Genomic DNA, 12,225 nt, shown 5'->3' with positions numbered 1-12,225 from the left:
CGGATTTGTAGTCATTTATGGAAAAGTCGAAGTTGCGCAAAGTCGCTATGGGTGTGGCGCTGGCGGCAGTGGCCGGCTTGCTGTTGTACGCGGTGCAGGCGCCGGCGGAGGCGCCGCAGTACCTGACCGCCACGGTAGAACGCGGTGACATCGAGAACGCGGTGCTTGCCACCGGGTTGCTGGAGGGCATCAAGCAGGTCGATGTCGGTGCGCAGGTATCGGGGCAATTGAAGTCGCTCAAGGTCAAGGTCGGCGACAAGGTGAAAAAGGGCCAGTGGCTCGCGGAAATCGATCCGCTGGTATTGCAGAACACTCTGCGCCAGGCCCAGGTCGATGAAGAAAACCTGCAAGCCCAAAAGCGCGCGACCCAGGCCCAGTTGCGGCAGACCAAGGCGTTGTACGAGCGTTATCGGAATTTGCAGGAGGACGCGTCCATTTCTCGCCAGGACTTCGAAACCGCGCAATCGAATTACGAAGTGCAGCAGGCCAACCTGCTCTCGCTGGAGGCACAGATCAAAAGTGCGCATATCCAGATCGACACCGCCAAGGTCAATCTGGCGTATACGCGGATCATTGCGCCGATTGATGGCGATGTGGTCGGCATCGTCACCCAAGAAGGCCAGACGGTGATCGCTAATCAGTTGGCGCCGATTCTGCTGAAACTCGCCGACCTGGACACCATGACCGTCAAGGCGCAAGTCTCGGAAGCAGATGTGATTCACATCGCGCCGGGGCAGGCGGTGTATTTCACCATTCTGGGCGAAGACAAGCGTTATTACGGCAAGCTGCGCGGCACTGAACCGGCGCCGCAGAACTTCCTCGAAACGCCGCCCGCCGGCACGCCGAAGCAAAACATGGCAGTGTTTTACAACGCCTTGTTCGAGGTGCCGAACCCGGACCATCGCTTGCGTATCTCGATGACCGCGCAGGTGCGCGTAGTGCTCGACACGGCCCGGTCAGTGTTGACCATCCCGGTCGCGGCGCTCGGGGCGCGCAACAGCGACGGCAGTTTTCCGGTGCGCGTACTCGACGCCAAGGGCCAGGCCCAGCCGCGCAATGTGCAGGTGGGGATCAACAACAACGTCAAGGTGCAGATCAATGACGGTCTGGCTGAAGGCGATCGGGTGGTGATCGGTGATCCGGTGTCCGCCGTGGCGGGGTCCTGATCATGGCCGAAGCCCTGCTGCAACTGAGCGGCATCACCCGCAGTTTTACCGCTGGCGACCGCGAATTTCTAGCGCTGAAAGACATCGACCTGAGCATCCATGCCGGGGAAATGGTGGCGATCATCGGTGCGTCCGGCTCCGGCAAATCAACCCTGATGAATATTCTTGGCTGCCTCGATTACGCCACCGCCGGCAGCTACAAGATCAACGGCCGGGAAACCCGTGACCTCGACAGCGAGGCGTTGGCCGAACTGCGCCGCGATTACTTCGGATTTATCTTTCAGCGTTATCACTTGCTGCCGCACCTGAGCGCCATGCACAACGTCGAGATTCCGGCGATTTATGCCGGGACCCCGGAGCCGCAGCGCCATGCGCGCGCCCGCGAGCTGTTGGCGCGCCTGGGCCTGGAGCGGCACCTGACGCATCGACCGAGCCAACTCTCGGGCGGCCAACAACAGCGCGTGAGTATCGCCCGCGCCTTGATGAACGGCGGCGAAGTGATCCTCGCCGATGAGCCGACCGGCGCCCTCGACACCACCAGCGGCAAGGAGGTGATGCACATTCTGCAAGAGCTGCACGCGGCCGGGCACACGGTGATTCTGGTGACCCACGACCCGAAAGTCGCGGCCAATGCCGAGCGCATCATCGAGGTCAGCGATGGCGAGATCCTCAGCGACCGGCGCAACGTGCGCGACAGCGAAGCGTCGTCCCCTGACGAGCCGGCCGCGCGGCCAGCCACCGCGGCGCGGCGTCTGGTCGCCAGCCTCGGGCTGTTCAAGGAAGCCTTCAACATGGCCTGGGTCGCGCTGATTTCGCACCGCATGCGCACCTTGCTGACCATGCTCGGCATTGTCATCGGCATCACCTCGGTAGTGTCGATCTCGGCCATCGGCGAGGGGGCCAAGCGTTATGTACTCAAGGACATCCAGGCGATCGGCAGCAATACCATCGATATCTATTCCGGCACCAGTTTCGGCGACAGCCGTTCCGCCGCCATCGAAACCCTGGTGCCCGCCGATGTCGCGGCGCTCAATCAGCTGTATTACGTCGACAGCGCGACGCCGGTGGTCGGGCGCAATCTGCTGTTGCGCTACCGCAACATCGACGTCGATGCCCAGGTCAACGGCGTCAGCGACCTGTATTTCCAGGTACGCGGAATCAAGATGGCGGCGGGCATTCACTTCAGTGAAAGCGATGCGCGGCGCCAGGCCCAGGTGGTGGTCATCGATCACAAGACCCGTCAGCGTCTGTTCGGCGAGCAGGTCGATCCGCTCGGACAAGTGATTCTGATCGGCAATCTGCCGTGCACCGTGATCGGTGTGGCAGCGGAAAACAAAAACCTGTTCGCCGCGAGCAAATCACTCAACGTCTGGGTGCCCTACGAAACCGCTGCCGGACGCCTGCTGGGCCAGCGCTATCTGGACAGCATCAGCGTGCGTATCAAGGACGGCCAGCCAAGCAAAGTGGTAGAAGACAACGTCAACAAGTTGATGCTGCAGCGTCATGGCACCAAGGATTTCTTCACCAACAACCTCGACAGCATCATGCAGACCGTGCAGAAGACCAGCCGCTCACTGGCGTTGCTGCTGTCGCTGATCGCGGTGATTTCGCTGGTGGTCGGCGGCATCGGCGTGATGAATATCATGCTGGTGTCGGTGACCGAACGCACCCGCGAGATCGGCATCCGCATGGCCGTCGGCGCGCGGCAGTCGGACATTCGGCAGCAGTTTCTGGTGGAGGCGGTGATGGTCTGTCTGCTCGGCGGCGCGATCGGCATTTCCCTGTCATATGCCATCGGCCATTTGTTTTCGGTGTTCATCAAAGAGTGGGAAATGGTGTTTTCGCTGGGCTCGGTGCTGACGGCGGTGTTCTGTTCGACGCTGATTGGCATCGTCTTCGGTTTCGTGCCGGCACGTAACGCCTCGCGGCTCGACCCGATCGAGGCGCTGGCACGGGACTGAGGCTCAAGCTCGTGCCAGCGCGGTCATCAGGCGACGCCGGTGGCCGAGCTGTGCTGCGGCGAATACATCCACTTCATGAGTGAATGCCGGCCACTGATGCCCAGTTTGATCGCCGCGCGCTTGAGGTAGCTTTCCACGGTGTTGACCTTCAGCTGCAACTGCGCGGCCAGTTCCGGCGCCGTCTGCCCGGCGAGCAGGCCGATGCACACTTCGCTTTCACGGCTGGACAGTTTCAGCCCCAATTGCTGCAAACGTTCATTAAAGCGCAGACGCAAAGTCTCCAGCCCGCCGCTCTCTGGCGTGGTCGCCGGGCTTTGCGGGTCATTATCCAGCGGTTGCAGGGCGTTGATGTGTTTTTCCACCATTGGCAGCAGGACCGGGGAGATGTCCTGCAACAGGCTGCGCTCGCGGGCGGAAAACCGCTCCGACTGATCGTTGCGGTACACCGAAATCACGTAGCGGTAACCGTCCTTGCGCCGGGTCAGGTGCAGTTGCGAGGCGTCGGTGGCGGTCGTGGTGGGGACGGGCGGTAACGCGTCGCTGTGCTCGCAGAACAGCGTTTCGGCCAATAACGCCGCTTCTGTTGCGGGGTCGGGCTCGCTGCGCGCAACCACCGATTCGACGCGCATCTGCCGGATATGCGTGGCGTCGACCGCCAGTTGCGTACGGATCAGGTCATGCAACATCCGCGGAAAATGGCGGCTGCCGGTGCTGGCGATGACTTTGCCGATGTGCGGAAACAGGTGTGAATTCATGTCTTCATCCATGAGTGGCAATGAGTGGCGCGTGTGCCTGAAACACCGGCGTGAAGCTCCTTGACCGGTGAAACGCTGCAGGTTTGGATCCTATCCTAGTACAACGTTTCAGCTTGCGTTCAATCAAGCGCCGTTCGGCCGACGAGAAGCGGCTCCATGCTGGCACAGGCATGGCGGTCCAGTCTCGCCGGGATTTTTTTGAACGCTGGCGTAAGCACGAGGCCCAAATCTGTACCAACCTGTGGAGGACTGCGTCATGAACGAAGCCGTCAGTTATTTTTCGATAGGTATCGCTGTGATTATTCTGCTGGTCGATCTGTGGGCCATTGTCAGTGTGTTTCGCAGTGAAAAAACCGTGGGTGTGAAAGCGGCCTGGGCCATCGGCCTGATCGTGTTTCCGGTGCTGGGCCTGATTGTCTGGGGCATTGCCGGCCCGCGCGGGGTCAAGGAAGGGCCGTCGTCGCCGGAACACAGCAAGGGCTGATCATCGATTCACTTTTTGCCAACAGGGGGCTTCATGTCGCAACCTGCATCGTCTTTCGCCGCACCGCTGCGCGCCTGGCTGAGTCAGTTGTCGCGCAGCGGCTGGGGCGCGCTGTCGTTCTGGCTGACACTGGTCATTGTCACGGTATTGTTGCTGGTCAGCGGTTACACCGGCCTGGTCAGTGCCAACCGGGACAACCTGCACTTTGCTGCGCTGGGCGGGCTGTCCGGGTTTGCCGCGACGGCGGTGGGCGCCATGGTGGCGCTGGTGCTGCGCGATGTGGCAGCGCGGACACAAGACACCATGCTCGGTTTTGCCGCCGGCATGATGCTCGCGGCCAGTTCGTTTTCCTTGATCCTGCCGGGCATCGAGGCGGCGCAGACGCTGACCCACAGTCCGCTGCTCGCCGCCTGCGTGGTCGTGGTCGGCTTGGGGCTGGGCGTCGCGTTGATGGTCGGGCTTGACCGCTTCGTCCCCCACGAGCACGAAAAGAGCGGGCGGCGCGGGCCGCAAGCCGAGCGGATCAATCGGGTCTGGTTGTTCGTGCTGGCCATTACTCTGCATAACCTGCCTGAGGGCATGGCGATCGGCGTGAGCTTCGCCGAGGGCGACATGAGTGTCGGCCTGCCGCTGACCACGGCCATCGCCATTCAGGACATCCCCGAGGGGCTGGCGGTGGCCTTGGCGTTACGTGTGACGGGAATCTCGGCGATTCGCGCCGCTCTGGTCGCTGTGGGGTCCGGGCTGATGGAGCCTTTGGGCGCGATCATCGGCCTGGGCCTGTCCAACAGCTTCGCCCTCGGATACCCGGTTGCTCTTGGGCTGGCCGCGGGGGCGATGATTTTTGTGGTGTCCCACGAGGTCATTCCGGAAACCCATCGCAACGGCCATGAAACCCCGGCCACCCTGGGCCTGATGCTCGGGTTTGGCGTGATGATGTTCCTCGACACGGCGCTGGGTTAGCGCCGGGGCTGCCGGCGCAACTGCATCCACGCTTGATACGCCTCGGTCCGCTTGGCATCGGCCATCGCTTTGGCTTCGTTGAAGCGTTGCCAGGTCTGCGCATCGCGGCGGCTGTCATTGAACAGCCGGTAGGCGCTTTCTTCGAGCCGGTCCGCTTCATAGAACAACGCGTTGATACGCGCCGGTTCGTCCTCTTCCACGTGGGCGCGCGAGTCGTTTGACGTTGTCGAAATCATGATGACGCCTCCGTCCAGTCCAGTGCCGCCGTCTCGCGCCATTTCACCTCGGTGATCCCGAACCGTTCGGCCTGGGGCTTGGAGACGACCTTGAGCGGTGGTTTCCCGGGTTTGGGTATGGGCGCAATACCGGCGTCACAACTTGCCCAGTGCCACGCCGCCGCGTTGCACATGCTTTTGCTGCGGATGACGAACGACTTCGCTTGGCCGTGCAGCTTGTATTCGATGGTGAAAATATCGGTGTGCCCCATGCGCTACTCCTTACGCTCATAGGCAAGTGAGTGAAGGCGCAAAGAAAAAATTCCAACGATTTCATGAACGGCATTGCCCGGCAAAAAAACCTCACGGCGAACCCCCGACAGCCAGCGTCGGGCGCTGCCGTGAGGCGTATGCAATGGGGTGTTGGAGGTTTGCCGCGTGCGCTGAAGCGAGGGCTTAGCTGTGGATGATCGAAGTCACCGATTCGGCGCTGATCATCGGCGGTTCGATGGCGTGGATCAGGCCACAGAGCAGCGCTTGTGACGGATCGATGATGCGCGGGGCGGCGGTCAGGTACTTTTCCGTTTCGAGCCGTTCCCGTGCCTCGGTGGTGCGCTCGGCGACGATCCGCGCATACAGGTACAAGTCGTAATCCAGGCTCATGGCGTATTCCGACATGCGCGAGTGGTCGACGGCGCCCTGCAGATGCCAATGGAACGGGTGAAAAAGAAATTTGCTGTGGGTACAGGCCGACCGATGACGGCCGGCGAGAAAAACGATGTTGCCCATCGATTCCACCGTGCCCAGGTTATGGGTGTGTACCGGAATCGGTAGCGACAAGAGGAAGTTGTACATGGTGAAGCCATAACTGCATTCGCCGCCCATCGTCGCAATGTTGACGATCAGCTTCGAAGCGTTTTGCTGGACCGCGGCCGAGGCTTTTTCGATCAAGTGCCCGCAGGTGGAAGCATTGATCGGGCCGGTGAAATGAATGACGTGGACTGGCATAAATCACCTCGCAATTGAAGGGGCTGGCGCTTGCGCAACTGGGTGGTGTTTAGCGAATGCTGGCTGCCGGCCGGCAACGGCGCGGCGCTCATGAGCCGCGTTCGCAGACCGGCCGGGTGTGCGTTGCGCTTGAATGGCGTTCTGCTTGAGCGATGCCCTGGCTGCGCTCGTAACAGCAGCGCCGCGTGATCGGTGTGGCAACGGAAACGGCCAGTGCCGGGGTTTCGGCGGTGTCCTGCGGGGTATCGCTGAGCACGTGAGCCGGTAGTGAACACACTTCCATTTCATGGGCCGGTTCTTCGGCTTTTTCCAGTTGCGGGGCGCATGGCCGGGATTCGATCGAAGCTTTCATGGCGGACCTCGAAGGGGAAGGGCCACGCGCCCGATCCCTGTGTGGCGGTTGATGGGTGTCCGCCGCGGGTCAGATGGCCTACCGTGACCTGATCGCAACAGACACTACTTCCGATAGCCGTCAGCGCGAAAATGTTTTGAAAGTTTTGCCTTGGCCCGATAGGCGGTCAGCGAGTCCCAAGAATTGCCCGTTATAGGGCGTCGTTCACGTGAAACGCAGGTTGCGAAATTGCCACGGATCCTCCTCATCACTTGGCGGATCAATGCCGACATGGCGCTGCGCAAGCGGCGTCCAGTCACTGTAAAAACCTTGCAGAGGGCCGAGATAAGGACGGCACAGCTCGAGGATTTCCCGGTGCGGCAACTCATCTGGTTCGAGGATGCCGCGCCGAGGGTTGCGTATCGTCCAGACTACTCCGGCCATGACCGCCGCGGTGACCTGCAGTGACGTCGCGCTGTTGTGCGGGCACAGCGCGCGGGCCTGATCGATGCTCAAGGTCGAGCCATACCAATAGGCGGTTTTCCCATGACCGAGCAGCAACACGCCGAGTTCGTCGCGCCCGCCTGCGATGTCATCGTCGAGCAAGCGTTGCCGCGGTTGCGGTTGCCATTGGCGAGCGGCAAGTTCATGCAGCGACAACAGCGCATCGTCACAGGGTCGGTAGGCGTAATGCACGGTCGGCCGGTAATCGGGATGTGCGCCTGCGCCGACGGTCAGGTATTCGGCGATGGAGATAGCCTCGCTGTGGGTGACCAGAAAGCCGAGGGTCGGCCCGACGCCCGGGGTCCAGGTGCGCACTTGCGTCGCGGCGCCCGGCCGTTGCAGGTAAATGGCGGCCTGGCTGCCGTAGGGGTGTCGTCGGGCATCGGCCGGCAATGCGCGCTCGTGACTGCCCCAACCGAGTTCCGCCGGCTGGCACGCTTCGGCGATAAAGCCTTCAACCGACCAGGTGTTGACGAACTCGCCGGGCTCCTTGCGCCGGGCGGCATATTGCGAATCGTATTCAGCGATGTGAATGACCTTGACCTGCAACGCTTGGGCGAGCCGCGCCCAATCCTCCCGTGAAGTACAGACCGGATGCTGCTGGCCGATGTCCGCCGCCAGATTTTCCAGTGCCTGCTTGACCAAATGCGAGACCAGGCCGGGGTTGGCGCCGTGGGTGAGAATCGCCGTGGCGCTGTCCTGAGCGCCACGCAACGCCAGAATGCCGTGACGCAAGGCGTAATTGGTGCAGGCCTGGGGTGGCTGTTCGGCACTGTCATACCCGCCGGCCCAAGGCTCGGTGCAGGTATCGAGATACAGCACGTCGCGCGTCTGGCAAAAAGCGAGCAATGCCTGGCTGGACACTTCGACCGACAGGTTCAAGAGAAAATCGCCGGCGCGCAGTTTCGGCTCCAGGCACGCGTGGAAGTTGTCTGCGATCAACGCTTGTTGCTCGACCTGCACGCCATAGTCATGAGCCGCTTGCTCGGCGGCCCCGGACGGGCAAATCACCCAGACCTGCGCTGGATCGAGTTCGATGTGACGCAGCAGCAGCGGCAACACGCCACGGCCGATGCTGCCATAGCCAATGATGATCAGACGTGCACAAAACGGTTGGCGTTGTACGGCTGGCATGCGCTTCTCCCGATAGGCGGCGGGGCAGAAAAACCTAAGTCTTTTTATTGCGACCGCATCGGTGCATGACCGTGCCGTTGCATTGCGCCAAGGGGCAGCCGCGGCAAAAAAAACGAACTGCCGGAGTAGCGCCGGCGTCCATGGTTAGGACGATCCACGAACACGTATTCATCGGTTGAGGAGGCTGCACATGAACGATTACCCCATGGACGAAACCGATTCCGATCACCGCCACCGTCAGTTTGGCCAAGCCCTCGGGCTGGACGCCGACGAAGTCGAACTGTGGGTCAGCTCAATAGAGGAGGATGGCAGCGGCATGGGTTATGTGGTGCACTTTTCCAGCGAGACGCCGGTCGACGTGTTGGCCAAGGTGCCGGGGCTGGGCGCTGACCTGACCATCAATATCGGCCCGATCGATTGAGACGGCGGGCGAGGTTGCGCGGGCGTTGCCTTCGATAGCGGCGACCGCGCCAGCCTCACGGCCTGGCAGACTTCAGGGCGCCCGCCGAGGGTTTGAGTTGTTCCTGCAAGTCTTTGGCCTTTTGCGCCTGCTTTTCGATGCCTGGCAGTTCGGTGCTGGCGAAGGCCTTGAGCTGCGGGTTCTCCGAGGACATCGCTTCCTTCTTGAACAGCATCAGTTTGCGTTCGAGGGTCTGCGCCTGGCTGTCGATGTAGACGCGGTCGAACGATTCGTCGCGGGATTCAAGCCGCAGGCGCTTGGCTTTCGAGGCGACCGAGGGTTGCGCCGGCACGTCCATGCGCAACGCTTGCCCCAGTTTCTGGAGCTGCGAATAGACGCGGTCGTGGTCAGCGATCATTTGCCGGGCAAAGTCCCTGACGTCGGGCAGTGCACTTTTTTCCAAGGCGATGCGCGCGCTGTCGTTCTGGAACAGGCTCTGTTCAGCGGCTTCTTCAACGAAGGCATTAAGCGTGACCGCGTAGCACAGCGTGACGGTCTGAAGGCTCAGGAGCAGTGCGGCGAGGCATGTGGTGGCAAGCGTTTTCATGGGTGCATCCCTTTGCGGTTCAGCTTTGGGCAGGGGTCATGAGGTTCGATTGAGCGGCTGGGCGAGGATTCAGAAAAATCGGCGCATGAGCGACAAGCGGCGCAAAGCGCATGTTCAAGGCAAAAAAAAGGAATTATTTTTTCCGTGTTCGACTCTTTTGTTCATGAACAAACTGCTCGCACAAGGCGAAGGTGAACGGCCATGACGATGATCGAAACCGCGATCAAGACCCCCTCCACGACGCGTACTTTTCAGGCGGCCTCGTATCGTCAGGAATATGAGCGGCTGCTGGCCCGGGACTCACAGGCCAGTCGGCAAGCCAGGACGCTGCTGCAAGCACAACTGCGCCGCGCGGCTGAGCTGTCAAGCGATCTGCCTGCGACCCCTGAAGAGCTTGAACAGTGGGCCCAGCATCGTTGCGCGGCGGTGGCCGCGCAATACGCTGAATATTTGCAGGCGCGTCAGCAGGGCGGCGAGCGGCGCTACTTCCGCAACCGCTCCCACGCGTTGTATTTCATTCAGCATGTGGCACCGACGAAAGTAGTGGACGGCGCTTGGCTGGCCGGGATTGCCGCGCACTGGCAGGACCCGCGTTTCGACCATTTGCTCGACACTTACCTGGAAGAATTGGGCGATGGCCTGCCTCGGCAAAACCATGTGCTGATCTACCGCAAGCTGCTCGCCGAGCACGATTGCGACGACCTGCGTGGCCTGACTGACGACCTCTATTTGCAAGGCGCGTTGCAACTCGCGCTGGGCCAGTGCAGCGATGAGTTTCTGCCGGAAGTGATCGGCTACAACCTGGGTTACGAACAGTTGCCGCTGCACTTGTTGATCAGCACCTATGAGCTGCGCGAGCTGGGTATCGATCCGCAGTATTTCCGCTTGCACGTGACCATCGACAACGCCAGTACCGGTCACGCGCACAAAGCCGTGCAGGCGCTGTTGCAGTTGCTGCCGCTGGGCGCCGAGCGCGAGGCGTTTTATCGGCGCGTCAGCCTGGGGTATCGACTCAATGATCTGGGCAAAGGCTCGACCGATGTCATCCAGGCGTTTGATCTGGAGCGGGAAGTGATTGCCATGCTGGAACGCAAATGCGTGTTCGGTCAGCACATGCACTCCGATTATTGCCGCCTCGAAAATCGCACGATCAATCAATGGCTGGCGGTGCCGGGGCAGATGGGCGAGTTCCTCGCGGCATTGCAGCGCAAAGGCTGGATCAAGCGCGGCGAGCCGGTAGAACAGAGTCGTTTCTGGCAACTGATCGATGGCAGCGAGGCCGTGATGTTCGGGGTGTTCAGCGGCTATGAAAAACAACTGCTGCGTGACTGGATCACTGACACGCAATACGCCCCGCGGACCCGGCCGCACGTCGCGGCTCAGGCCCCGGGCACGGCTCAGGACGAAATTGAGGATGCAGAGCTGCTCGCGCTGCGCGAACAGCTCGAACCGCTGACGCCTGCCGAACAGATGCAAGCCTTGTTGCCGTGGCTATCGGCCCGGCGTCACTGGCGGCCGGCGGGGCTGTTTGCGACCCGGCGTTTTGTCGAGTTGCGCGGGCAACTGCGCTGATTTCAGGAGGAAACATGTCAGTACAACAAACGGCGGATCGGGCGTTGCTCGATCTGGGCAAGCGCTTGCTCGACAGCGGTTATCAGTTCATCACCCCGTCACCCTTGACCCATGAGCGCTACTACCAGCGCGTCCCGGTGCCTCAGGCGCGGGATTGGCGCGATGTATTCGGTTGGTCGATGCCGTTCGATCCTGAGCTGTTCAGTGACGAGGATCGGGCGCTGCTCGATCGCGCCGGGGTGATCGAGCGCCAAGACACGTTGTGGCGCAGTAGCGTGCGCTGGTCGCGGCTCGGCGAGCTGTTGTTTGTGCATTCGGCCTGGCCGACCAGCGACACTGACGCAGTATTTTTTGGCCCGGACAGTTATCGCTTCGCCCAGGCGATCGACGCGCAGTTGCAAACACGCTTCGCACCGGTCAGACGCGCCGTCGACATCGGCTGCGGCAGCGGCATCGGTGCGGTCGTGGTGGGCCGTTCGCGGCGTGATGCCGAGGTGCTCGCGGTGGACATTAATCCGCGGGCGCTGCGCCTGGCGGCGGTCAATGCCGAACTGGCCGGGGCGAGCAACGTCAGCGTCTATCGCAGCGATGTCCTGGCCAGCGTAGAAGGGCAGTTTGATCTGATCGTTGCCAACCCGCCTTACATGAACGATCAGCAGCAGCGCGCCTATCGCCACGGCGGCGGCACGCTGGGCGAAGGCCTGTCGGTGCGTATCGTGCGCGAGTCGCTGCCGCGCCTGGAAGTGGGCGGCACTTTGCTGGTGTACACCGGAGTGGCGATCGTCGCGGGGCAGGATCCGTTTCGTCAGGCGATCGAGCCGATGGTAGCCGGCGAACAATACGCCTGGACCTATCGCGAACTCGACCCGGATGTGTTCAGCGAAGAACTGCTCAAGCCCGGCTACGAACGCGTCGAACGCATCGCCGTGGTTGCCCTGACCGTGACCCGAGAACGCTGAGCGCGGACAATCTGGCTTTTTCAGGGTGGGAGTGAGCTCGCTCGCGAAAGCGGCATCCCAGGCGACATGGATGTTGAATGTTAGGGCCTCTTCGCGAGCAGGCTCGCTCCCACATTAAAATCCGGGAAATGGCCCAGATCCGGCTGGCACCCTAAGGCCCGTGTGG

General features: G+C 61.7%; 14 protein-coding genes. 7 read left to right on the top strand and 7 right to left on the bottom strand.

The features are described 5' to 3' along the window. Positions 1–17: 17 nt before the first annotated feature. Positions 18–1,166: a macrolide transporter subunit MacA gene (macA, locus tag HU743_RS13305; protein ID WP_186649066.1), complete on the top strand. Its 1,149-nt coding sequence runs from the start codon at positions 18–20 to the stop codon at positions 1,164–1,166. Between the two features lie 2 nt (positions 1,167–1,168). Beyond that, positions 1,169–3,127 (top strand): MacB family efflux pump subunit, encoded by a 1,959-nt coding sequence (locus HU743_RS13300; protein ID WP_186649064.1) that lies wholly within the window; start codon positions 1,169–1,171, stop codon positions 3,125–3,127. Between the two features lie 26 nt (positions 3,128–3,153). Here HU743_RS13300 and HU743_RS13295 read toward each other — a convergent pair whose 3' ends face one another. Next, a complete protein-coding gene (locus HU743_RS13295) occupies positions 3,154–3,882 on the bottom strand; it encodes a helix-turn-helix transcriptional regulator (protein WP_186649062.1) in 729 nt (242 codons plus the stop codon). Positions 3,883–4,138: 256 nt separating this feature from the next. Between HU743_RS13295 and HU743_RS13290 the strand changes: the two genes are divergently transcribed. Beyond that, the gene (locus HU743_RS13290) at positions 4,139–4,366 is read left to right on the top strand and encodes a PLD nuclease N-terminal domain-containing protein (protein WP_186547970.1); all 228 of its coding nucleotides are present in this window, start codon (positions 4,139–4,141) and stop codon (positions 4,364–4,366) included. A 33-nt stretch (positions 4,367–4,399) separates the two neighbouring features. After that, the gene (locus tag HU743_RS13285) at positions 4,400–5,329 is read left to right on the top strand and encodes a ZIP family metal transporter (protein ID WP_186547968.1); all 930 of its coding nucleotides are present in this window, start codon (positions 4,400–4,402) and stop codon (positions 5,327–5,329) included. On the opposite strand, the gene HU743_RS13280 is transcribed toward HU743_RS13285, so the two are convergent. The 5 genes from HU743_RS13280 to HU743_RS13260 all read right to left on the bottom strand — a co-directional run bounded on the left by HU743_RS13280 (position 5,326) and on the right by HU743_RS13260 (position 8,521). Beyond that, a complete protein-coding gene (locus HU743_RS13280; RefSeq protein ID WP_186621436.1) occupies positions 5,326–5,565 on the bottom strand; it encodes a hypothetical protein in 240 nt (79 codons plus the stop codon). The two genes, HU743_RS13285 and HU743_RS13280, sit on opposite strands and share 4 nt — an antisense overlap. Beyond that, on the bottom strand, positions 5,562–5,816 hold the full coding sequence (locus HU743_RS13275; protein WP_186632723.1) for a DUF6555 family protein: 255 nt from the start codon (positions 5,814–5,816) through the stop codon (positions 5,562–5,564). The genes HU743_RS13280 and HU743_RS13275 overlap by 4 nt, the downstream gene beginning before the upstream one ends. A gap of 184 nt (positions 5,817–6,000) precedes the next feature. Next, complete coding sequence (locus HU743_RS13270; RefSeq protein WP_186547962.1) at positions 6,001–6,552, bottom strand: ATP-dependent Clp protease proteolytic subunit; 552 nt, start codon at positions 6,550–6,552, stop codon at positions 6,001–6,003. Positions 6,553–6,640: 88 nt separating this feature from the next. Continuing rightward, entirely contained in the window at positions 6,641–6,904 is a 264-nt protein-coding gene (locus HU743_RS13265) for a hypothetical protein (protein WP_186649060.1), read from the bottom strand. 204 nt (positions 6,905–7,108) lie between these two features. Next, positions 7,109–8,521: a saccharopine dehydrogenase C-terminal domain-containing protein gene (locus HU743_RS13260; RefSeq protein ID WP_186649058.1), complete on the bottom strand. Its 1,413-nt coding sequence runs from the start codon at positions 8,519–8,521 to the stop codon at positions 7,109–7,111. Positions 8,522–8,711: 190 nt separating this feature from the next. Here HU743_RS13260 and HU743_RS13255 point away from each other — a divergent pair, with 190 nt between their 5' ends. Continuing rightward, positions 8,712–8,942, top strand: a complete 231-nt coding sequence (locus HU743_RS13255; RefSeq protein WP_186649057.1) for a hypothetical protein — start codon at positions 8,712–8,714, stop codon at positions 8,940–8,942. A 55-nt stretch (positions 8,943–8,997) separates the two neighbouring features. Here the strand turns inward: HU743_RS13255 and HU743_RS13250 are convergent, their stop codons facing one another. Beyond that, complete coding sequence (locus HU743_RS13250; protein WP_186649055.1) at positions 8,998–9,528, bottom strand: DUF4142 domain-containing protein; 531 nt, start codon at positions 9,526–9,528, stop codon at positions 8,998–9,000. A gap of 201 nt (positions 9,529–9,729) precedes the next feature. Between HU743_RS13250 and HU743_RS13245 the strand changes: the two genes are divergently transcribed. Together HU743_RS13245 and HU743_RS13240 are read left to right on the top strand one after the other, a co-directional pair. Then, the gene (locus tag HU743_RS13245; RefSeq protein ID WP_186649053.1) at positions 9,730–11,100 is read left to right on the top strand and encodes an iron-containing redox enzyme family protein; all 1,371 of its coding nucleotides are present in this window, start codon (positions 9,730–9,732) and stop codon (positions 11,098–11,100) included. Positions 11,101–11,114: 14 nt separating this feature from the next. After that, on the top strand, positions 11,115–12,059 hold the full coding sequence (locus HU743_RS13240) for a class I SAM-dependent methyltransferase (RefSeq protein WP_186649051.1): 945 nt from the start codon (positions 11,115–11,117) through the stop codon (positions 12,057–12,059). Positions 12,060–12,225 lie beyond the last annotated feature (166 nt).

Source organism: Pseudomonas sp. SWRI99 (genome assembly GCF_014270125.1).
Lineage (GTDB): Bacteria > Pseudomonadota > Gammaproteobacteria > Pseudomonadales > Pseudomonadaceae > Aquipseudomonas > Aquipseudomonas hamedanensis.
This window is presented reverse-complemented; position numbering and strand designations above follow the sequence as displayed.